At 63.5% G+C, this 19,990-nt stretch carries 18 protein-coding genes; 9 read left to right on the forward strand and 9 right to left on the reverse strand.

The annotated features are described in order from the left end of the window. Window positions 1-3: 3 nt before the first annotated feature. The 3 genes from ACTJLB_RS24350 to ACTJLB_RS24360 all read right to left on the reverse strand — a co-directional run bounded on the left by ACTJLB_RS24350 (window position 4) and on the right by ACTJLB_RS24360 (window position 2,284). Window positions 4-837, reverse strand: a complete 834-nt coding sequence (locus ACTJLB_RS24350) for a DUF1295 domain-containing protein (RefSeq protein WP_440784720.1) — start codon at window positions 835-837, stop codon at window positions 4-6. A gap of 77 nt (window positions 838-914) precedes the next feature. Next, window positions 915-1,664, reverse strand: a complete 750-nt coding sequence (locus tag ACTJLB_RS24355; RefSeq protein ID WP_310066364.1) for an anti-sigma factor — start codon at window positions 1,662-1,664, stop codon at window positions 915-917. Beyond that, window positions 1,661-2,284 carry a sigma-70 family RNA polymerase sigma factor gene (locus ACTJLB_RS24360; protein WP_440784722.1) on the reverse strand — a complete coding sequence of 208 codons (624 nt, stop codon included), beginning with the start codon at window positions 2,282-2,284 and terminating at the stop codon, window positions 1,661-1,663. Before ACTJLB_RS24360 ends, ACTJLB_RS24355 begins: the two co-directional genes overlap by 4 nt. Window positions 2,285-2,648: 364 nt before the next feature. Between ACTJLB_RS24360 and ACTJLB_RS24365 the strand changes: the two genes are divergently transcribed. The 4 genes from ACTJLB_RS24365 (at window position 2,649) to ypfJ (ending at window position 7,130) form a co-directional block, all read left to right on the forward strand. Continuing rightward, window positions 2,649-3,950 (forward strand): NAD(P)/FAD-dependent oxidoreductase, encoded by a 1,302-nt coding sequence (locus tag ACTJLB_RS24365; protein ID WP_440784723.1) that lies wholly within the window; start codon window positions 2,649-2,651, stop codon window positions 3,948-3,950. Further along, a complete protein-coding gene (locus ACTJLB_RS24370; protein ID WP_440784725.1) occupies window positions 3,935-4,771 on the forward strand; it encodes a DUF1365 domain-containing protein in 837 nt (278 codons plus the stop codon). Before ACTJLB_RS24365 ends, ACTJLB_RS24370 begins: the two co-directional genes overlap by 16 nt. 56 nt (window positions 4,772-4,827) lie before the next feature. Next, window positions 4,828-6,039 carry a class I SAM-dependent methyltransferase gene (locus ACTJLB_RS24375; protein WP_440784727.1) on the forward strand — a complete coding sequence of 404 codons (1,212 nt, stop codon included), beginning with the start codon at window positions 4,828-4,830 and terminating at the stop codon, window positions 6,037-6,039. Window positions 6,040-6,266: 227 nt separating this feature from the next. Then, window positions 6,267-7,130 (forward strand): KPN_02809 family neutral zinc metallopeptidase, encoded by an 864-nt coding sequence (gene ypfJ / locus ACTJLB_RS24380; protein WP_020066496.1) that lies wholly within the window; start codon window positions 6,267-6,269, stop codon window positions 7,128-7,130. A gap of 67 nt (window positions 7,131-7,197) precedes the next feature. On the opposite strand, the gene ACTJLB_RS24385 is transcribed toward ypfJ, so the two are convergent. Continuing rightward, window positions 7,198-7,605 (reverse strand): DUF6632 domain-containing protein, encoded by a 408-nt coding sequence (locus ACTJLB_RS24385; RefSeq protein ID WP_131318189.1) that lies wholly within the window; start codon window positions 7,603-7,605, stop codon window positions 7,198-7,200. A 463-nt stretch (window positions 7,606-8,068) separates the two neighbouring features. On the opposite strand from ACTJLB_RS24385, the gene oxlT reads away from it, so the two are divergent. Together oxlT and ACTJLB_RS24395 are read left to right on the forward strand one after the other, a co-directional pair. After that, entirely contained in the window at window positions 8,069-9,406 is a 1,338-nt protein-coding gene (oxlT, locus tag ACTJLB_RS24390; RefSeq protein WP_020066498.1) for an oxalate/formate MFS antiporter, read from the forward strand. Window positions 9,407-9,639: 233 nt separating this feature from the next. Beyond that, window positions 9,640-10,101 carry a RidA family protein gene (locus ACTJLB_RS24395; protein WP_408129360.1) on the forward strand — a complete coding sequence of 154 codons (462 nt, stop codon included), beginning with the start codon at window positions 9,640-9,642 and terminating at the stop codon, window positions 10,099-10,101. A gap of 18 nt (window positions 10,102-10,119) precedes the next feature. Here the strand turns inward: ACTJLB_RS24395 and ACTJLB_RS24400 are convergent, their stop codons facing one another. After that, window positions 10,120-11,064 carry an AraC family transcriptional regulator N-terminal domain-containing protein gene (locus ACTJLB_RS24400; protein ID WP_440784728.1) on the reverse strand — a complete coding sequence of 315 codons (945 nt, stop codon included), beginning with the start codon at window positions 11,062-11,064 and terminating at the stop codon, window positions 10,120-10,122. A gap of 185 nt (window positions 11,065-11,249) precedes the next feature. Between ACTJLB_RS24400 and ACTJLB_RS24405 the strand changes: the two genes are divergently transcribed. The 3 genes from ACTJLB_RS24405 to ACTJLB_RS24415 all read left to right on the forward strand — a co-directional run bounded on the left by ACTJLB_RS24405 (window position 11,250) and on the right by ACTJLB_RS24415 (window position 16,162). Further along, entirely contained in the window at window positions 11,250-11,711 is a 462-nt protein-coding gene (locus tag ACTJLB_RS24405) for a (2Fe-2S)-binding protein (protein WP_020066501.1), read from the forward strand. A 2-nt stretch (window positions 11,712-11,713) separates the two neighbouring features. Beyond that, on the forward strand, window positions 11,714-13,936 hold the full coding sequence (locus tag ACTJLB_RS24410; protein ID WP_440784729.1) for a molybdopterin cofactor-binding domain-containing protein: 2,223 nt from the start codon (window positions 11,714-11,716) through the stop codon (window positions 13,934-13,936). A gap of 147 nt (window positions 13,937-14,083) precedes the next feature. Next, entirely contained in the window at window positions 14,084-16,162 is a 2,079-nt protein-coding gene (locus tag ACTJLB_RS24415; RefSeq protein WP_440784730.1) for a putative bifunctional diguanylate cyclase/phosphodiesterase, read from the forward strand. A 46-nt stretch (window positions 16,163-16,208) separates the two neighbouring features. Here the strand turns inward: ACTJLB_RS24415 and ACTJLB_RS24420 are convergent, their stop codons facing one another. The 4 genes from ACTJLB_RS24420 to dapA all read right to left on the reverse strand — a co-directional run bounded on the left by ACTJLB_RS24420 (window position 16,209) and on the right by dapA (window position 19,205). Continuing rightward, the gene (locus tag ACTJLB_RS24420; protein ID WP_020066504.1) at window positions 16,209-16,625 is read right to left on the reverse strand and encodes a bactofilin family protein; all 417 of its coding nucleotides are present in this window, start codon (window positions 16,623-16,625) and stop codon (window positions 16,209-16,211) included. 78 nt (window positions 16,626-16,703) lie between these two features. After that, the gene (locus ACTJLB_RS24425) at window positions 16,704-17,114 is read right to left on the reverse strand and encodes a hypothetical protein (RefSeq protein ID WP_440784731.1); all 411 of its coding nucleotides are present in this window, start codon (window positions 17,112-17,114) and stop codon (window positions 16,704-16,706) included. After that, on the reverse strand, window positions 17,107-18,084 hold the full coding sequence (locus tag ACTJLB_RS24430) for a M23 family metallopeptidase (protein WP_440784732.1): 978 nt from the start codon (window positions 18,082-18,084) through the stop codon (window positions 17,107-17,109). Before ACTJLB_RS24430 ends, ACTJLB_RS24425 begins: the two co-directional genes overlap by 8 nt. Window positions 18,085-18,305: 221 nt before the next feature. After that, window positions 18,306-19,205: a 4-hydroxy-tetrahydrodipicolinate synthase gene (gene dapA / locus ACTJLB_RS24435; protein WP_440784733.1), complete on the reverse strand. Its 900-nt coding sequence runs from the start codon at window positions 19,203-19,205 to the stop codon at window positions 18,306-18,308. Between the last annotated feature and the right edge of the window lie 785 nt (window positions 19,206-19,990).

Here is a 19,990-nt window from a genome sequence, read left to right on the forward strand (position 1 = left end):
ATCTCAGTTCCTCTTCGAGTGTCGGTCGTCCGAATCCAGATCGTTACCGTGTACGCGGGCGCCCGCGCGTGGCGGCCACGGGATCAACGCGCTTGTCGTCGTCATGTATTCGCGGTAGCCGGTGCGGGTCTGGACGAGTCGCGCTTCGAGCATCGGCACACCCGATACCTTCATGAGCAGCCAGGCCATCGCGCAGGGCGGCACGAGCGTCGCCCAACCCCAAGGCAGGCTGATCGACCACGCCGCATAGGCGCACCAATGCAGGCATTCGAAGAAGTAGTTCGGATGTCGCGAGTAGCGCCACCAGCCGACAGTGCAGACGCGGCCGCGATTGCCCGGATCGGCGACGAAGCGCCGAAGTTGGCGGTCGGCGGCAGCCTCGCCTGCGAGCGCCGTCAAGCCGATTACAAGTGCCGCGACGATAAACCCGAACGAGGGTATCGCCTCGCTGTACGAAGGCACCAGGAATGCAATGGACAGCACCATCGAGATCACCGCTTGCAGCAGGAAGAACGCCAGCATGTTGCGCGGGGCGGCAGCGCCCCAGCGCTCGCGTAGCGCCGCGTAACGGGCGTCTTCGGCGTGTCCGCTGTTACGGCGCCAAAGATGCATCGCGAGCCGAAGTCCCCACGCGCCTCCGCTGACTGCAACCACGGCGCGATTCAGCGACGCGCCGGGCCCGGCTGCCGCGACAAAAACCGCGACACCGCCAAGCGTGCCCGCCCAGACCGGATCGATCATCCCCGCATTGCGCGTACGCAACTGAACGACCCAGACACCGACAAACGTTATGACGAGGCCCTCGAATGCGAGCGCAAGGGTGGCGGCAACTGGCATGCAGAATTCCGAAGCGACGAATAACGGAATCTACGGATGCCGCGGTCAAACGGATGCAACGCGCCGCTCTCTTCTTATCAGACGCCCGAGCGGACCTGACCTGTGGCAACGACCGGCCCGGTAGGCTGCCCCGTCTGCGACCCGCCCAGCGGTTCGAGCGAGACGGCCAGCACCGCGCGTGCGCTCAGTTGCGCAACGACGGCGTCGGCAAGCGTCATGCGCGCCGGTGCATCAGCCGGAAACACACCGAGCGAGATTGGTTTGTCGCCTGGCGGAATGAGCCACAGTTCGGTTGCGCGGTCTGCGGCGAACGTCGGCTTGACGGCCGGCACCACGACCATCTCGCGACGCAGCAGATCGACCGTCGCTGTCCAGTGGGCGACGCCATCCGGGCGCGCGATCGTCGCGACCATATAGCCCTGCACCGGATTGACGGCGACGTTCGCGGGACGCGGCGCCTCGCGTAGCGAGACCAGGTTCACCGCGACGAGCGCGAGTGTCGCGAGGCTCGCTCCGATACCGACGAAGCGCCACAGGCCCAGGTTATTCCACCAGCCCTGCCCGCGCTCGCCGTCCGAGGCTGACGACCGCGCCGGCAAGAAGCCGAGATCGCGCTGGATGCGAGTCCACACGCGCTCCGGTACGGCCACGGGGCGCAGGTCTTCGGCAAGCGGCGCAAACCGGTTCTGCCATCGCGCAAGGGTCGACGCAAGCACGGGGTCGGTGGCCACGGCGTCTTCGAGCGCGCGGCGTTCGTCGGCGTCGAGGACGCCCAACGCATATTCTGCGCAGCGCAGTTCGGATTCGTTTTCTGCGGGCGTATTCATCGCTCGAGGCAGGTCTTGAGCTGCATCAGGCTGCGCCTGATCCAGCTTTTTAATGTGCCGAGGGGCACGCTCAGATGAGCAGCCAGCTCGCTATAGGTAATGCCGCTGAAGAACGCCTCGCGGACCGCGCCCCGCTGCTGCGGTCCAAGCTGCTCCATGCAGCGCTCGAGTCGCACGCGCTCTTCGCTCGCCTCGGCAAGCGCCACCGGCGTGAGTCCTTCGTCGACGATTTCCTCCGCGGACTCGTTATCGAGCGGTGTCTCGCGGTGCTGACGCAAGCGGTCGATCGTGCGGTTGCGCGCCAGCGTCACCAGCCACGTCATCGCGCCGCCGCGCGCGGGATCGAACACATCGGCGCGTCGCCAGGCGGCAGTAAAAACGTCCTGTAACAGATCTTCGGCTTCGGCGCGGTCGTGTGTCATGCGCAAGATGACCGCGAACACCCGGCTCGACGAGAGACGGTACAGCTCGGCGAATGCGGCTTGATTGCCGTGCGCCGTGGCCTGCAGCAATCCGTTCAGGTGCGCCCGCCGCTGCGCGTCATTGCCGCGTTCGCCCTGGTCCGCCTGCGTAGGCGAGACCGGTTCGTCGTTGTCTGCGCTATTCGACTTATCATTCATGCGCGGGTAGTGGCGTGCATCGCCCTCACGGATTAACCTCGCGCAATATAGCATCGACAGCCGCGGTCGCGGTGGACTGGCGGTTGGCCCGACAGTCGGCCCGACACCTGGCCTGCCAGTCAACGAAGGCCGCGTATCAAGCATGAAGGGACCTCCTGCTCTCGTGTCGTGAATCCCTATCTACGACTGAGCGGGTCGGTTGGACGCCTTGCATGACGCAAATCCCGACTCACCGCGTGCTTTCATCGAATCCGGCACACATGCTGCATCCGGTTTCGCTTGTCGTTCGTAACTCTGCCCGAGGACGCGCACTCCCCTTTAACTTCCAATAGCCACGCGCGTCCCATGATCGGGAGATGCGCACATGAGTCAGGCCAGCAGGACCGTCCCATTGACGCGAGGCTCACGCGTGGCGGTCATAGGTGCGGGTATTGCCGGCCTTGCGAGCGCCTATCTGCTCGCGCGCAACCATCGGGTGACGCTGTTCGAATCCGCAGGCTACCTTGGCGGTCACACCAATACCGTCGATGTCAGGCTCGATGGACACAGTCATCCCGTCGATACCGGCTTTCTCGTCTTCAACGATCGCACCTATCCGAACCTGATCGCGCTGTTTGCGGAACTGGGCGTGAAGTCGCATGCGACCGATATGAGCTTTTCCGTTTCGCTCGACAAGGGCCGCCTCGAATGGGCGGGCACCAATCTGAATACGCTATTCGCTCAGCGGCGCAACATGTTCTCGCCGACATTTATCGGCATGCTGCGCGATGTATTCCGCTTCAACGGCAGCGCGGAGCGCAACCTGGAAATCGCCACAGCAACACGCGTGTCGATGGGCGAACTGCTGACAATGGGCGGCTACGGCCATGCCTTTCAGCGTCACTATTTACTGCCGATGGCCGCGGCGATCTGGTCGAGCGCAACGGCCGACATACTCACTTTCCCCGCCAGCACGTTCCTGCGCTTCTGTCTGAACCACGCGCTGCTTCAGGTGAACCGCAGGCCGCAGTGGAAGTCGGTGATCGGTGGAGGCCGAAGTTACGTGCAGCGGATTGCCGCAACGCTTGACGACGTGCGGCTCAGAACCTCGGTGCGAGGAATCCGGCGCGGCGACCAGGGCGTCGACGTATTCACCGACGATGGCACGCAGCACTTCGACGCAGCGGTGCTTGCAACGCACGCGCCGACCACGCTGCACATGCTGGAAGACGCCGATGCCGACGAGCGACGCGTGCTCGGTGCAATCGCTTACCGGCCCAACGTGGCGGTGTTGCACACGGACACGGGTCTGCTGCCGCGGCGTCAGCGCGTCTGGTCGGCGTGGAATTACCTGGGCAGCCGCTGCCACGACGGTACACAGCCAGTGTGTGTCAGTTACCTCGTCAACCAGCTCCAGCGCTTGTCTTTTACGACGCCGCTCATCGTGACGCTGAACCCACTGACCCCGCCTGCGCCGGGTACTGAGTTACGGCGTTTTGTCTACGATCACCCGCTTCTCGATCTCGGCGCGATCGACGCGCAGCAACGCCTGCCGATGCTGCAGGGCAAGCGACGCACGTGGTTCGCCGGTGCATGGACCGGTTATGGATTTCACGAGGACGGCCTCAAATCCGCGCTGCGCGTGGCCGCCGACTTCGACTCGTTTCCTGCATGGGCAAAGCTGTGAAGCCCGGCACCGCCGATGGCAGCGCGAGCGCCGCCGCTATTCCGGAGCCATTCGCCTGGCTGCTCAACTGCAGGATCGTGCACGAGCGTCTGCGGCCAAAGCGTCATCGCTTCGTTTATCCAGCGTTCTATGTGCGCGTCGACCTCGATCGGCTCCACTCGATCGGCAATGGGTGGTTCGGTGTCGATCGTCACCGGCCGCTCAGCTTGCGCCGCCGTGACCACGGTCCATGCGACGGCAGCGATCTCGCAATATGGATGCGGGCGCAACTACGTGCCGCCGGCCTGCACGAAGCGGATGGCCGTATCTGGCTGCAAGCATTCCCGCGCGTGTTCGGCTATGCGTTCAACCCGATCGCATTCTGGTTTTGCCACGACCGCGATGGCGGCCTGCGAGCGTTGCTCGCTGAGGTGCGCAACACGTTTGGCGAGCGCCACTGTTATCTGCTGCATGCGCCTGATCGTGAGGCGATCACCCGCTCCACCGTTCTGCGCTGCAAGAAGGTGCTGCACGTGTCGCCGTTTTGCCGTGTCGAGGGCGGCTACGTGTTTCGTGTCGGCGAGACGCGCGGCAACACATCGATCGCCATCGATTACCACGACGCGCAGGGACTCCTGATTCGCACAGCGCTGCATGGAGCGCTCGTTCCGCTAACAGGCACAAGCGCGCTAACCGCGCTCGCGCGTCAGCCGTTCCTGTGCCTCGGCGTGGTCTTCCGCATTCATTGGCAGGCGCTGCGTCTGGCCATGAAGAAAGTGCCGTTCCATGGCAAGCGCCCTGTGGCTGATCCCGTCACTGACAAGTCATCGACGCAGTCGTGACTGCGAAACCGTCTTGCGCAGCACAGTCCATTTCGTCCGAATGAGGAGTTTCATTTATGGCGCTTTCGAGAACCGTTTGCGGTGACGAGGCCACGCCGCCGTCGGCGCGTCTATTCCTGTCCTTGCTCGAACGGATTCAGGCCGGACATCTGGTCGTCGTTACACCCGATGGCCAGCAGCGCACCTTCGGCGATCCCCATGGCACGCCGCGCGCCCGGCTCGAACTTCGCGATTGGCGGGCATGCGGCGCGATCCTGCGCAAAGGCGACATCGGCTTCGCGGATGCCTGGCGCGCGTTCTGGGTGGATACGCCCGACCTCGTCACGCTACTGCGAATAGCGATCCGCAATCAGAATGCTTTGCAGCGCACTGTGTATGGCAACTGGCTTGCCCAACTCTGGTATGGACTCAGGCATCGGCTGAGGCGTAACACCCGCGCGGGAAGCCGGCGCAATATTCACGCGCATTACGACCTCGGCAATGCGTTCTACGCGCGCTGGCTCGACCCGACCTTCACCTACTCCAGTGCTCTATTCGACGGCCATTTCGAGCGGACGCTCGAAATGGCGCAGCAGGCCAAATATCAGCGCATCGTCGATACACTCGAATTGCGCGCCGGCATGCATGTTCTGGAAATCGGCTGCGGCTGGGGCGGTTTTGCGATGTTTGCAGCACGCCAGGGAATTCATGTTCATGGCGTGACAATCTCGTCGGCGCAACTGCAGTTCGCAAAACAGCGTGTTAGCGAGGCGGGTTTGAGCGAGCGCGTGCACCTCGAACTGCGCGACTACCGCACGCTGAGCGGCCAGTACGATGGCATCGTGTCGATCGAAATGTTCGAGGCGGTCGGCGAAAAATTCTGGCCCATGTACTTTCGCACTTTGCATGACCGTTTGCGGCCGGCGGCTCGCGCGCTGGTGCAAACCATCACGATCGGCGACGAGCACTTTGCCGCGTATCGCTCAAGCAGCGATTTCATTCGCGAGTTCGTTTTTCCGGGCGGAATGTTGCCGAGCCCGCAGCGTTTCATCGACGCGGCGCAGCGCAACCATTTCTCAGCGCACGCATCGTTGTCATTCGGTCGCGACTACGCGGAGACTTTGCGCCGCTGGCGTCTTGCGTTCGAAGCGGAGGTCGACACCATCCGCACCTTGGGCTTCGACGAAGTTTTCATGCGCACATGGCGGCTATATCTGGCTTACTGCGAAGCAGGTTTCGACGAGGGCCGCACCGACGTCATGCAGTTCGTGCTCAGCAAGGCGGGCTGACCGGCTGTGCTGAAAATGGCATCACCGGAACAAACAGCGGGCGGCGGCAGGTGAAAACCGCGCTCCCCACGTCTGAAGTTTGACAACCACTGCGCACGAACAAACACGCCCGATTTCCTGCGTGCGCGACCGCTCACAGAAACGCCCAGCGGGTATGCTTACTGCTTCTTCGCGAGCACGGACCGCAAAACGTCACGGCTTGTCGCGCGACACAATGGAGAAAGCACATGCGCCTCGATGATGAAGTAGAAAGCCAGAACGTCGAAGACCGGCGAGGCGGAGGCATGCGGATGGGCGGCGGCATCGGCATTGGGACGATTGTGATCGCACTGGCCGCGTCGTACTTCTTCGGCATCAATCCGATGACCATAATCAACGGTGCGCAAGTGCTGCAAGGCAACGCGCCGCAGCGCAGTGCGACGACAAACGCACCGCCCGCCGAAGATGCCGGCAGTCACTTCGTGCGCCGTGTGCTCGGCAACACCGAGCGCACCTGGCAGCATATCTTTCGCACGCAGTTGAATCAGGACTATCCGGCGCCGAAGCTCGTGCTCTTCAGCGACGCCACGCCCACGGCATGCGGTACGGGACAGTCCGCAATGGGGCCGTTCTACTGTCCGCCAGACCGCACCGTTTATATCGACTTGTCGTTTTACCGCGAGTTGCGCGAGCGCTTCGGCGCGGGCGGCGACTTCGCGCAGGCGTATGTCATCGCGCATGAGGTCGGGCATCACATACAGAACGTGGTGGGTATCTCGGACAAGTACGAAGCGGCGCGTGCGCGCATGTCGCCGACGCGCGCCAATGCGCTGTCCGTGCGGCTCGAATTGCAGGCGGATTGTTTTGCCGGCGTGTGGGCAGCGGTCGCACAGCAGTTGAATGCGAAGCTGATGGAACCGGGCGACTTCGAGCAGGGGCTGACCGCTGCGGGCGCGATCGGCGACGACCGGTTGCAGCGGCAATCGCAGGGACGCGTCGTGCCCGAGGCGTTCACGCACGGCACCAGTGAGCAGCGGCAGCGGTGGCTGCGACGCGGCCTCACGACGGGCGATGTCCGCCAGTGCGATACGTTCTCGGCGCAGTCATTGTGATGTCGGGGTGGCGTCGCGTGTAGCGCGGTCAGTGGCTACATAAGCGGCTACATGAACGGCTACAGTGTCAAACCAGCAGCGCGCGCGCTTTGTCGCCGCGCGGCGTCAACACAGCGAGCACTGCGGCGACAATGAACAGCGCGGGGACATCGCCCGCCAGATGGCCGAGATGGCGCGCTCCGTCCATCTCGACGCCAAAAGACTGCACGGCCATGATTGCGCCGTGCACGACGCTCGACCATACCGTGAACCAGATCAGGCTCAGATGCTTGAGCGGATCGCGCGACGCCCTCAGCAGGAACACGCCGAGCGTCGCGTAGATGCCGACCATCATCAGCGGATAGTCGGAGTGACCGCTGTGCCAAGCCCAACCGGACGGCCACAGGATCATGAGCGGCCCGAACGCGAAAAGGGCGATCAGACCTACGACGATCAGGACGATACGCAAGGCGGCGAGTCGTTGAGCTTCGTTCATGGCGGGCCTCCGGAGTGCGGCGCGTGCATCGACCACGATACTCCGCGCGCGTGGTGAGTGCAGTGCCTCGCGCCTCGTACATGGACGCGTTTGCACCGAGCTTTCTACCGCGTCCAGCGAGCGTCGCGCATTATCGAAATCCCTACAAACAAAAAACTAACATTACAGAACACTTTCATCTATAAAAGCAGGAGTGCGGCGAACAGCCTTGTCTTGCCGCATGCCCTCTGCCCGCCGGCCTTGCCGGCGGGCTTTTTTTGACTCATACGCATGAGTCGCCAGAATTCCTTCATTTACCTTTCATATCAGGAAAGTCGCGTTACGAGACTAGTGTTTCTTTCGCTTGACTTACTTGATATATCACATACTGTATGGGTTCGACCAACGCTTTCACGACGTCTAAAGGTCGGCCGCGGTGCCACCTACCGCAATCAAAAGACAAGGCATGCCAAAGGAGACAGTGATGAAAACGGATCATCAGGAAGGAGCGTCGTCGTGGATAGCGTCACCGTGGGTGCAACTCGTATTCGGTGTGATCTGCATGGCAATGATCGCCAACATGCAGTACGGCTGGACCTTGTTCGTCAATCCGATCAACGAGAAATATCAATGGGGTCGCGCGGCGATTCAGGTCGCGTTCACGATCTTCGTTGTCACCGAAACGTGGCTGGTGCCCGTTGAAGGCTATCTGGTCGACAAGTACGGGCCGCGTCCGGTCGTAGTCGGGGGCGGCCTGCTATGCGGAATTGCGTGGGTGCTTAACTCGATGGCGTCGTCGCTGCCCTTGCTCTACATCGCGGCGGCGATCGGCGGCGTCGGCGCGGGCGCGGTCTACGGCACTTGCGTGGGCAATGCGCTCAAGTGGTTTCCCACTCGTCGCGGCCTTGCAGCGGGGATCACGGCAGCCGGTTTCGGTGCGGGGTCCGCGGCCACCGTCATTCCGATCTCCAACATGATCAAGAGCAGCGGGTACGAAGCGACCTTCCTGTCGTTCGGCCTCGGCCAGGGCATCATCGTCGTCCTGCTCGGGCTCGCCTTGCTCGCGCCGCCGGCCAGCCTGCTCGCCACCGCAAAAAGCACGATCAAACGCGTGGTCTACAACGCCACGCCGCGCGAAGTGGTCAGCTCGCCGGTGTTCTGGGTCATGTACCTGATGTTCGTGATGATGGCTGCGGGCGGCCTGATGGCCACCGCGCAGCTCGGACCGATCGCAAAGGATTTCGGCCTGCACGACTCTCCAGTTTCCTTGCTCGGATTGACCTTGCCGGCGCTGACGTTCGCATTGACGATCGATCGCGTGCTGAACGGTTTGACGCGGCCGTTCTTCGGCTGGATCTCGGATCGCATCGGCCGGGAAAATACGATGTTCATCGCGTTCGCGATCGAAGCAGTCGGCATTCTGGCGCTGTCGAAATACGGCCAGAGCCCGGTGGCGTTCGTCGTGCTGACCGGCATCGTGTTCTTCGCGTGGGGCGAGATCTACAGCCTGTTCCCCGCCACGTGCGGCGATACGTATGGACCAAAGTTCGCCGCTACGAATGCGGGCCTGCTCTATACGGCAAAAGGCACGGCTGCGCTGCTCGTGCCGTTCACCAGCGTCATTACGGCGGCAACCGGCAGCTGGCATGCCGTCTTCATGCTGGCGTCCGGCATGGCGGCAGCCTCCGCGCTGCTCGCGCTCCTGGTGCTGAAGCCAATGCGCCGCGCGCATGCGGCTCGTCACGCGAGTCCGGCGAGCGAGAACACCTATAGCGGCGCATTGATAAGCGAATCGGCGCGCGTCTCGGCCGACGGCGGTTGATCAGCCTTAATCGAATGGCCGCATCGCCGCGTGGCGGCGACTGCGTGCCCTCGAATCCGGGAGTGCGATCTCCCAATCCGCACCACCGAATGAATGGTTGAACATGAGCGGGAATAAATGACGGGCTGCAGGTGTTCACCGGACGAGGCGCGCTGTAGCCTGAGGTTCGACGAACAGGCGAAGCGCAACTTGTAGTCGCCTCTATCGTCGTTCCACATTACCGTGAGCCACACATGAACGTATCCGAACGCCTTGCTCAGTTGGGACTCCAGTTGCCGCCGCCGATCAACCCGCTCGGCTCCTATCGAACGGTATCTGTTTCAGGCAATCAGCTCTACGTCTCCGGTCTCGGTCCGTTCGAGGATGGCAAGCCGATCGTCGGCATTGTCGGCGGCGACATGTCTGTCGAAAGAGCACAGCACGCGGCGCGTCTGACCATGCTGATGATCCTCGCCTGTGTCGATCAGGCGTGCGGGCTCGACAACGTAGACAGATGCAGCCGGCTGACTGTCTACGTGCGTGCTGAACAATCGTTCACGCAGCATCCCCAAGTGGCCAATGGCGCGAGCGACCTTCTGCTGACGTTGTTCGGCCAGAGCAAGCTGCCTGCGCGAAGCGCTCTTGGCGTGCACACGTTGCCAATGGGCATCCCCGTCGAGATCGACAGCATCTTCGAGTTGAAGGGCTCAACATGAGCCGGCAAGCCCAAGAAACTACTCCCCATATCCCACGCCGTTGCGGCGCCTCAACTGCACGACATCGCGAAGCGGAGGCGCCCCGAACAGCCGGCTATATTCGCGGCTGAACTGCGAAGGGCTGTCATACCCAACCCGGACAGCCACCGACCCGACATCTCGCTTCTGTCCAAGCAGCAGTTTGCGGGCTTCGTGAAGCCGCAGTTGCTTCTGATACTGCAGCGGACTCAGCGTCGTGACGTTCTTGAAGTGATGATGGAACGACGACACGCTCATGTTCACCTCTTGCGCCAGCATCTCGACCCGCAAGATCTCGGTGTAGTGATTCTGGATCCACTCGATCGCGCGCGCGATCCGGTAGGTCTGACTCCCATTCACGGCAATGTGCCTGAGCCGCTTGCCCTGCTCACTCGTCATCAACCGGTAGAGCAGTTCCTTTTCGATGAGCGGCGCGAGAACCGGAATGTCATCCGGAGTATCGAGCAATCGCACGAGCCGCAGCGCCGCGTCGAAAACCGGTGCCGACAGCGAGCCCACCGCGATGCCCTCGCCCGCCGACACGGCCCCCGGTTCCGGCAGACACAACTGCGTCGCCAGTTCCGCGATGGCCTGCGGATCGAGCGTGAGCTTCACGCATAAATAAGGCGCTTCGGACGACGCTCGCGTGACCTGCGATGTCATCGGCAGATCGACGGACGTCACGAGGCAATGCAGATGATCGTAGTCGTAAGCCTGCCCCGCGACCACGACCCGCTTGGCTCCTTGCGCCGCGAACACGAACGCGGAGTTCGTCACGCCGCAGCCGAGATCGGCGGGCGCCGAGTACCGGTAGAAAGCGAGCGAGGGAATCGCCGTCTGATGCGCGCCGTCGACTGGAGCGAACCGGCTGACGAGCGCAGCCAGTTCGCGGCGTGCCGCTTCGCGCGACGCCGAGGGATCCATCCCGGAAGAAGCCAGATTCATGTGCATTGAACTCCGTTGACGGAAGCGAGCATACTCAACCGCTGCCGGACTGCCACCGCCGGCTCGTTGGATTTGCAGAATTGTTCAATATTTTTGCAGGATTGTGTAAGCAGAACGCGCAGCCGTCGTTCACACTGCCGCGTACACCCGGCGCCAAGTTCGGGCTTTCCCCACGGAGAGGTTCCATGTCCACATCGTTTGTCCTGAACGGCAAGAACGTCACGCTCGACGCCGATCCCACCACGCCGCTCCTCTGGGCCATTCGCGAGAACGCCGGCCTGCACGGCACCAAGTTCGGCTGCGGCATGGCGCAATGCGGCGCCTGCACGGTTCATCTCGAAGGCGAGGCCACGCGTTCGTGCGTGCTGCCGCTCGCCGCCGTGGCGGGCAAGCGCATCACGACCATTGAAGGTATCGAAAGCCGGCCTGCGAAGGCGATCCAGGCAGCATGGGTCAAGTTGCAGGTGCCGCAGTGCGGATACTGCCAGTCCGGACAGATCATGTCGGCCACAGCCTTGCTCGAACACAATGCCACGCCCACCGACGCGGACATCGACGCCGCGATGAACGGCAATCTGTGCCGCTGCGCAACTTACTCCCGCATACGCGCGGCCATCCACGAAGCCGCCGCTACCCTGAAGGCCTGACCATGACGACCGGATCTGATCTCACCGACGCAGTGCGCCCGTCGCGCCGGACCTTCCTCAAAGCAGCAGGCGCCGTCGCTGCCGTCGGCGCGAACATCGGCCTCACTATCGGCTTCGAGTGGGCCGGCCTGGGCCGCCGCGCGCTCGCGGCCACCATGCCCGACGCGACGTTTGCACCCAACGCCTTTCTGCGGGTCGCGCCGGACAACAGCGTGACCGTCATCGCGAAGCACGTCGAGATGGGCCAGGGCGCGTACACCGGTATCGCGACGATCGTCGCCGAGGAACTGGACGCGAACTGGCAGGACGTACGTGTCGAAAGCGCACCCGCCGACGCGAAGCGCTACGCGAATCTGGCCTTCGGCACGATGCAGGGCACGGGCGGCAGCTCGGCCATGGCGAACTCGTGGATGCAACTGCGCGAAGCGGGAGCGAAAGCGCGCGCAATGCTGATCTCGGCCGCCGCGGCGCAATGGCAGGTTCCCGCAACGGAACTCGTGACGCGCGACGGCAGCGTGCATCACGCGGCCACGAACCGCAGCGCAACCTACGGTTCGCTCGCGTCGGCGGCTGCACGGCTGCCGGTGCCGCAGAAGGTTGCGCTCAAATCGCCGAAAGATTTCCGTTTGATCGGCCATCAGTTGCCGCGCGTCGACGTGCCGCCGAAAACCGACGGCGCCGCGCAGTTCACGCTCGACGTCACGTTTCCCGGCATGCTGGTCGCGCTGCTGCAGCGTCCGCCGCTCTTCGGCGCGACGGTCAAGTCGTTCGATGCGTCGGCGGCCAAGGCAGTGCCCGGCGTCGTGTCGGTCGTGCAGGTGCCGGGCGGTGTCGCGGTGGTCGCAAAGGGCTTCTGGGCGGCGAAACAGGGCCGCGATGCGCTCAAGGTCGAATGGGACGATTCGAAAGCGGAAAAGCGCAGCTCGGACGCCATCATGGCCGAATACCGGCGGCTCGCCGAGCAGCCGGGCGCATCCGCCCGCAAGGACGGCAACGCGGAGCAGGCGCTCTCGGGCGCGGCGAAGAAAATCTCCGCATCGTACTCGTTCCCGTATCTCGCTCACGCGCCGATGGAACCGCTCGACGCCGTCGTCAAGCTCACGGCCAACAGCTGTGAGATCTGGGCCGGCGATCAGTTCCAGACCGTCGACCAGGCGAATGCCGCGCGCACGGCCGGGCTCGATCCGCAGCAGGTGAAGATTCACACGCTGTATGCGGGCGGCAGCTTCGGCCGGCGTGCGAATACGCGCTCGGACTATATCGTCGAGGCCGTGTCGATCGCTCGGGCGCTGGGCGCGAACGGCACGCCGGTCAAGCTGCAATGGACCCGCGAAGACGACATCCACGGCGGCCTGTATCGGCCCATGTATTTCCACAAACTCGACGCAGGGCTGACAGCGGACGGCAAGCTCGTCGGCTGGCGGCACCGCATTGTCGGCCAGTCGATCCTCGGCGACACGCCGTTCGCGAGCGTCATGGTGAAAAACGGGATCGACGCGACCTCGGTCGAGGGCGCCGCCAACCTGGCCTACGCGATCCCGAACATCTCGGTCGAACTGACGACCACCCAGACCGGTGTGCCGGTGCTGTGGTGGCGCGTGGTCGGCAGCTCGCATACGGCATTTGCGGTCGAGGCATTCATCGACGAAGCCGCGCACGCCGCAGGCAAAGACCCGTTCGCTTTCCGCCGCGATCTGCTCGCGCACGAACCGCGCATGCGTGCCGTGCTCGAACTCGCCGCGCAGAAAGCCGGCTGGGACCCTGCCAAACCGTTGCCTAAGGGCCGCGGGCGCGGCATCGCCGTCGCCGAAGCGTTCAAGACGTTCGTCGCGCAAGTGGCCGAGGTTTCCGTCGATCAGGACGGCAACGTGAGAGTGGAGCGCGTTGTCTGTGCGGTGGATTGCGGCACGCCGATCAATCCGGACGTGATCGCGGCGCAGATGGAAGGCGGGATCGGTTTTGGCCTCGGCGCGGCGTTGCACAGCGCGATTACGTTGAAAGACGGCAAGGTCGAGCAGAACAATTTCGACTCTTATCAGGTGCTGCGAATCGCCGAAATGCCGAAGGTCGAGGTGCATATCGTGCAGTCAGGCGAAGCACCGACGGGCGTCGGCGAGCCCGGTGTCGCGCCCGTTGGACCGGCAGTTGCCAACGCGATTTTTGCAGCCACGGGCAAACGGCTTTACGACTTGCCGTTCCCGGCCGCTGCGGGAAAAACCGTCTGACAAGCACTCGCGGGGCGACTGGCTTTCCGGCCGGAAGCCTCGCGGCCAGAGCACGACACCGTCACTAACACATTGAAAATAATTAAATAAACGTCCCGATGTGTCGATAACAGGTTCAGCCGCTTTTCCGTTGCGGTTGGACTTTACATGCAGAGCTCATACAACCCTTGGCTAGTGGCAATGTCGTTTGTCGTGGCGACGCTCGCGTCGTACACGGCACTCGATCTCACGGGACGCATCTTCGTGCTGGCGTCGCCGCGGTTGCGGCACGTCTGGCGCATGGGCGGCGCGGCGGCGCTCGGCGTCGGCATCTGGTCGATGCACTTCGTGGCCATGCTGGCATTTTCGCTGCCCGTTCCGCTCGGCTACGATTTCGCGGACACGGCCTATTCACTCGCACTGGCTATGGGCGCGTCGTATCTCGCGCTGTGCCTCACCACTCAGGCTCGAATTACAGCCACGCGACTGCTGGCAGGCGGCGCCTTCATGGGCGCAGGCATCGCGGGCATGCACTACAGCGGTATGGCTGCTTTGCGCATGTCGCCCGGCATCGGCTATCGACCGGCGTGGTTCGTTGCTTCGCTCGCAATTGCCGTGGGCGCTTCAACGGCCGCGCTGTGGATGGCGCGCGCGCTCAGTAACGACGACGCACGACACGTGCTGCGCAAGCGCTTCGGCGCAGCCCTCGTAATGGGCGTCGCGATCAGCGGCATGCATTACGCCGGCATGGCCGCCGCCGAGTTCGCGCCAGACGCGATCTGCGGCGCGGCGGCCGGCGTGAATGCCGCATGGCTCGCCACTTCGGTGATCCTGTTCACGTTCGCGATACTGATCGTCACGTTGCTGCTGTCGCGGTTCGATGCGCGCACGAGCTTTCTCGTCGGCGCGGTGTCGAAACTCAACGGGCAGATTCTGCGTCTCGCCACGCTCGACACGCTGACCGGACTGCCGAACCGCGCCACGCTGACCGATCGCATCGAGCGCGCGATTCATGCGTCGCGCCGGCAACGCTCGCTCTTCGCGATCCTCTTCATGGATCTGGACGGTTTCAAGACGATCAATGACTCGCTCGGCCACTCGGCCGGCGACCAGGTACTGTCCGCGTTCGCGCAACGCCTGCTGGTTTGCGTGCGCGCCGGCGACACCGTCGCGCGCCTCGGCGGCGACGAATTCGTGGTGCTGTCGGAGAACCTGGCTTCGCGCAACGACGCGGCCGCGCTCGCCGAAGGTGTGCTCGAGCGCATGCGGCGCGATACATGGGCCGACTCGCAACCGCTTCAGGTGATGCCGAGCATCGGCATTGCATTGTTTCCCGAGGACGGCGACACGGTCGACACGCTACTCAAGCATGCGGACGCCGCGATGTACGAAGCGAAGCGCGCCGGCCGCAGCACCTACCGCTTCTTCGAACGGAGCATGAACGAAGCCGCGACTCGCACGCTGCAGATCCAGAACGCGTTGCGCGAGGCGTTGGCGGAGCGTCATTTCACGCTGCACTTCCAGCCCAAATTCGACGGCAAGAGCGAGTCGCTTGCCGGTGCCGAAGCGCTGATCCGTTTGCATCATCCGCAACTCGGCACGCTTGCACCGCTCGAATTCATTCCGATTGCGGAGCGCTCCGGGCAGATCGTGCAGATCGGCTATTGGGTATTGCGCGAGGCCTGTCGGCAGATTCGCCGCTGGGCCGCGCAAGGCCTGCCGCCGGTCAAGGTGGCGATCAATCTGTCACCGCGCCAGCTATTGCAGGCGGATCTCGTGCCGACCATGCTCGATATCGTGAAGGCAGAGGGCGTCAGATGCGAACAGATCATGTTCGAGATCACCGAAACGGTGGCAATGCATGACGCGGCGCGAACCATCGACATGCTTCGGGAATTCCAGGCAAGCGGCTTCGAAATCGCAATCGACGATTTCGGCACCGGCTACTCCAGCCTCGCGTATCTGCAACGGTTTCGCGTGAAGCAACTGAAGATCGACCGCTTCTTCACCAACGGTCTCGATGCGCACGGCGCCGAAGGCAGCGCGATCGTCTCGGCGATCATCGCACTCGCGCATTCGCTCGAAATGGATGTGGTGGCCGAAGGCGTCGAAACCGAGTCGCAACTGCACATGCTCAAGGCGATGCGGTGCGACGAGATGCAAGGCTTCCTGCTCGGCAAGCCGCTGACGGCGGACGACTTCGGCGATTTCCTGCGGGGAACCGCGGTGACGGAGGAGGTCTGCTAAACGGCGCAACCGGCGAACGCCTGTTGCTGCTTTGATGAGATCAGATTCAGTCGCGCGCGACGTCGGCTATCGAGGTAAGCGATGCCGGCGCGTGAGCGACGTCGTGCCGAGTGAGCTTGCCGTCCACCGTCGCGCCGCAATCCATGCGCAATTGCTGATAGTAGATGTTGCCCGTCACATGCGCATTGACCTGCAACTCGACGAAATGATCGGCAATCACGTCGCCGACTATCTTGCCGTTGATCATCACGTCGTAACCGTGCACGTTGCCTTCAATCGATCCCCGGTCGCTCAGCACGAGCAGCGTCTGGCCGCCGGGCTCGCCGCTGACGTTGCCCTTCACGTGACCGTCGAGGCGCAGTCCGTCGGTGAATTGAAGATCGCCCGCGATGCGCACGTCGTGCGCGATCAGTGTGGCGAGCTTTGTTTGCTGGATGCCCGCGGTTTTTTTCTTGCTGAACATAAGTACTCCGGAAATGTAGAGGTGTGTCGCGTGGATCAGGGCGATGCCGCGCCGGCTTCTAGTGGCGGCTAGGGGCGCCTAGCGACGAGACGCCGCGGTCTGCCCGAGCGTCTGCGTGGGCGGCGCGCTTCTCTTCTGGCCGCGCAGGAACTGCAATTCTTCGTTGAGTCGCGCGACGTCGGCCGCGGCGCTATCGGCCGTTTTCTGCACTGCTGCGCGCGCCGCCGACTCCTGCGCTAAAGCAAGGCGCGCGCGGGCCAGTTCGATCTGCTCTGCGCGCTGATCGTCGGAAGCCGGGGGGCATTGAGTGAGCGGCCTACCGCTGCCGCGCGTCTGGCCGATGACCACGCCCGCTCCGCCAGCGAGCGCACTGAGCGTGCAAACCAGCGCCCATACGGCGATGCGAAAACGCACAGAGCGCGCCGGCGCAAGCGTGTAAGCGCGACGCGTCAGAGCGTCGGCATGGCGGGAAAGAATGGGATCAGCCATGAGATGCAGGGGCGAAGAGCGCGAGGTAGGCCGCGGGATCGACGGGCGCACCGTTGACCAGCACCTCGAAGTGCAGATGCGGACCCGTCGAGCGTCCCGTCGATCCGACGTCGGCAATATATTGGCGCGGCAGCACCAGATCGCCGACATGCACGACGATGCGCGACGCGTGGCCATAGCGCGTCATGAGTCCGTTGCCATGATCTATTTCGACCGCGTTGCCATAGCCGGACTTCTCGCCCGCGAAGACCACGCGGCCGCCTGCCGCGGCCAGTATCGGCACGCCCGTTCTGGCGACCAGGTCGAGACCCGGATGAAAACTCAGCCGATGCGTGAAGGGATCGACGCGGTTGCCGAACGGCGAACCGAAACGCGCGCCGTCGGCGGGCATGCGGCCGGGAAATGCAGCATAGGCCATCGCGTGCGCGGCGGTCTGCCGTTCGAGTGCACGCAGCGTGGCGGCCATGCAATCGATCTGCTCGCCGGTGTCTTTTGCATCCGCGCGGGCACCCAGATGCCGCATGACGCTGCTACACCGACGCGGCGGCAGAGACGGACCGCCCTCGCCTTCGCTATCGGTTGCGTCGCCATCGCCGCCCGAAGCGGGCGATGCAGGAACCGGCGCGCCCTGCGCAACCGGCGCCGAGCGCGGTGTATTCAGACGCGCTTCGAAGTCCCGCAACGCACCGACTTGTGCGCTGAGACGCGCAATGCGCGGCTCGATTTGCGCCATTGACGCATTGAGCTTACCGAGCTGGTCGATCGCATAATCGCGCTCGATGCGGTTCGCCGTCTGCATTCCAGACGCATCGCGCGCGGACCAGCGCAGGCCGATCGCGATACCCGCGACCAGCGCAAGAACCGCGGCCGCACCGGCAGCGCCGAGCGCGCGTGTCAACGCAAACCGGCGGGTGACGAGGCCGACGGAGCCGCTAGCGAGCCGAGTGCGTGCGCGTAACACCGACGACATCAGCGCGTGCCCCGCCGCGAACCAAGCACAATGCGCGCATGGCGCAGCGCAGCGCGCGCTGGCGTCGTATGTGAAGCGGACATGAAACGGGCTAACTCAACTGACTGCATTCGGCATCGACCGGGCAGATGCCGGCGGCGGTAATCGATAGAGGGCGCCGATTATCGCCTTGCCGCCGCAAGAAGCATCTCAAATACGCGGTCCGCGGCCGCCCGCTTCGCTCAGGCTGTTTCCAATGCGGCGAGGCGCTCCACCAGTTTTTCGCTCGCGCGCGTCATCGGCAGGCGAAGTTCGTCGCGTATCAGGCCTTGCGAAGCGAGCATCGCTTTGACCGGCGCGGGATTCGGTTCCGCGAACAGCGTGTCGATCAGCGGCGCGAGCGTGTGGAAAATGCGCCGCGCTTCCTCCAGCGCGCCGGCCGCGAGCGCGCGATACAGCGCGACGAACCGCTCGGGCTGCACATGCGCGGATGCGGCAATCGCTCCGCTGCCGCCAAGGCACATTGTGTTGAACATCTGCATGTCTTCGCCTGCAAGCACTTGCAAACGACCGTCGCGAATCAGCGCGAGTGTGGTGTCGAGCGAGCCCGCGCAATCTTTTACCGCCTGAATGCGCGGATGCGCGGCGAGCGTCATCAGCGTGTCCAGTTCGAGCCGCACACCGGTTCGATACGGAATGTCGTAGAGCACGACTGGCTTTTCGCTCGCATCGGCAAGCGCCGTGAAGTGACCGACGATGCCTGCCTGCGACGGCCTGATGTAATAAGGCGCGGCCATCAGCACGCCGGCAATCGGCAGCGAATTCAACTGTGCGATGCGCTCGCGCATGCTCTGCGTGTTATTGCCGGATACGCCGACGACCACGGGCAATGCTGGCTTGGGATCGGTGCTTGCGTCGGCACGCGCGCCGCCCGCTTGCGCCGCGTCGAGGATCGTTGCGAGCACGGCGTCCTGCTCGGCGGTGCTGAGCGCAGCCGGCTCCCCGGTCGTGCCTAACGCGACAATCCCGGCTATGCCCGCGTCGGCATAGCGGCGCACGAGCGCACGCAGGGCGGCGTGATCGACCGCGGCGTCGCCGAATGGCGTGATGAGCGGAACCCAGATACCCGAAAAAATGGACATGTCTTTCCTCTTACGTCGATGAGCGACCGTATCGATTCCGGCAGCATGCGAAGGAGAAAGACAGGAAGAACCGTTGAAGCGCTTGATCCGCCGTTCCGTCGCATCTGACGGAACAGCGTGCTCCGGTCAGATGAGCGGCTGTTTTTTGGCTTTAACGCTGAACTCACGGCTCAACTGCTCGCCGTTCTGCGAGGCAACGAGCGAACGGCGCGCGCGCGCATTCGCAACGCTTGCGAAAGCGGACCGGGTTGCGGTCGACGAGCAGAGTCGGAGTGTTTGGCGAAGGCGCATGAAGCGCAGTGTAACCGGGGCCGCGGCGGATTGGGAAAGCGCGGCTCAAAATTGCAGGGAAACGGGATAGGTTGGGCTACGCCTTATTGCAAATCAAGGTCTTAGTAAGGAATCCGATTACGCGCCAGATGACTCAGAACCCGTAAACTGGACTCGCCGGATTTGTGATGCGAATTCATTGGATTTGCCGGAGTTTGAGAGCGCTTGGGTTGCGCCGGTTGGTGAAAGGCTGGGTGCGGCCGATTCTGTTGAAAAAGTCGTGTTGTGGTTGGGGGCGCAGAAGTTGGCGACACGTTTCCGAGTTGTGGCGCTTAGCGAAGTGGCGAACTTGAATCAGGCAGCGATCCCCCGTTGCTGGTCATGTAGCGGCCTGAGTCATCTGCTTGCTTGCTGGCATGAGCCACTTGGCCATTCTTCGCAGATTTTGCGCGGTTGCTGCCATCAGGAACTCATCATGAGCACCGCTTGGACCGCGCAGTCGCAGGCGATCCAGC

The sequence above is a fragment of the Paraburkholderia sp. 22098 genome (assembly GCF_052045935.1).
In the GTDB taxonomy this organism is placed as follows: domain Bacteria; phylum Pseudomonadota; class Gammaproteobacteria; order Burkholderiales; family Burkholderiaceae; genus Paraburkholderia; species Paraburkholderia caledonica.

What these genes read in the sequence shown, in the direction of transcription:
- ACTJLB_RS24425 (WP_440784731.1), bottom strand. Translation starts at nt 17,114, where the DNA reads ATGGCTGATCCCATTCTTTCCCGCCATGCCGACGCTCTGACGCGTCGC.
- ACTJLB_RS24430 (WP_440784732.1), bottom strand. Translation starts at nt 18,084, where the DNA reads ATGTCGTCGGTGTTACGCGCACGCACTCGGCTCGCTAGCGGCTCCGTC.
- ACTJLB_RS24420 (WP_020066504.1), bottom strand. Translation starts at nt 16,625, where the DNA reads ATGTTCAGCAAGAAAAAAACCGCGGGCATCCAGCAAACAAAGCTCGCC.
- ypfJ (WP_020066496.1), top strand. Translation starts at nt 6,267, where the DNA reads ATGCGCCTCGATGATGAAGTAGAAAGCCAGAACGTCGAAGACCGGCGA.
- ACTJLB_RS24410 (WP_440784729.1), top strand. Translation starts at nt 11,714, where the DNA reads ATGACGACCGGATCTGATCTCACCGACGCAGTGCGCCCGTCGCGCCGG.
- ACTJLB_RS24415 (WP_440784730.1), top strand. Translation starts at nt 14,084, where the DNA reads ATGCAGAGCTCATACAACCCTTGGCTAGTGGCAATGTCGTTTGTCGTG.
- ACTJLB_RS24350 (WP_440784720.1), bottom strand. Translation starts at nt 837, where the DNA reads ATGCCAGTTGCCGCCACCCTTGCGCTCGCATTCGAGGGCCTCGTCATA.
- ACTJLB_RS24395 (WP_408129360.1), top strand. Translation starts at nt 9,640, where the DNA reads ATGAACGTATCCGAACGCCTTGCTCAGTTGGGACTCCAGTTGCCGCCG.
- ACTJLB_RS24365 (WP_440784723.1), top strand. Translation starts at nt 2,649, where the DNA reads ATGAGTCAGGCCAGCAGGACCGTCCCATTGACGCGAGGCTCACGCGTG.
- ACTJLB_RS24405 (WP_020066501.1), top strand. Translation starts at nt 11,250, where the DNA reads ATGTCCACATCGTTTGTCCTGAACGGCAAGAACGTCACGCTCGACGCC.
- dapA (WP_440784733.1), bottom strand. Translation starts at nt 19,205, where the DNA reads ATGTCCATTTTTTCGGGTATCTGGGTTCCGCTCATCACGCCATTCGGC.
- ACTJLB_RS24375 (WP_440784727.1), top strand. Translation starts at nt 4,828, where the DNA reads ATGGCGCTTTCGAGAACCGTTTGCGGTGACGAGGCCACGCCGCCGTCG.
- ACTJLB_RS24360 (WP_440784722.1), bottom strand. Translation starts at nt 2,284, where the DNA reads ATGAATGATAAGTCGAATAGCGCAGACAACGACGAACCGGTCTCGCCT.
- ACTJLB_RS24370 (WP_440784725.1), top strand. Translation starts at nt 3,935, where the DNA reads ATGGGCAAAGCTGTGAAGCCCGGCACCGCCGATGGCAGCGCGAGCGCC.
- ACTJLB_RS24355 (WP_310066364.1), bottom strand. Translation starts at nt 1,664, where the DNA reads ATGAATACGCCCGCAGAAAACGAATCCGAACTGCGCTGCGCAGAATAT.
- ACTJLB_RS24385 (WP_131318189.1), bottom strand. Translation starts at nt 7,605, where the DNA reads ATGAACGAAGCTCAACGACTCGCCGCCTTGCGTATCGTCCTGATCGTC.
- ACTJLB_RS24400 (WP_440784728.1), bottom strand. Translation starts at nt 11,064, where the DNA reads ATGAATCTGGCTTCTTCCGGGATGGATCCCTCGGCGTCGCGCGAAGCG.
- oxlT (WP_020066498.1), top strand. Translation starts at nt 8,069, where the DNA reads ATGAAAACGGATCATCAGGAAGGAGCGTCGTCGTGGATAGCGTCACCG.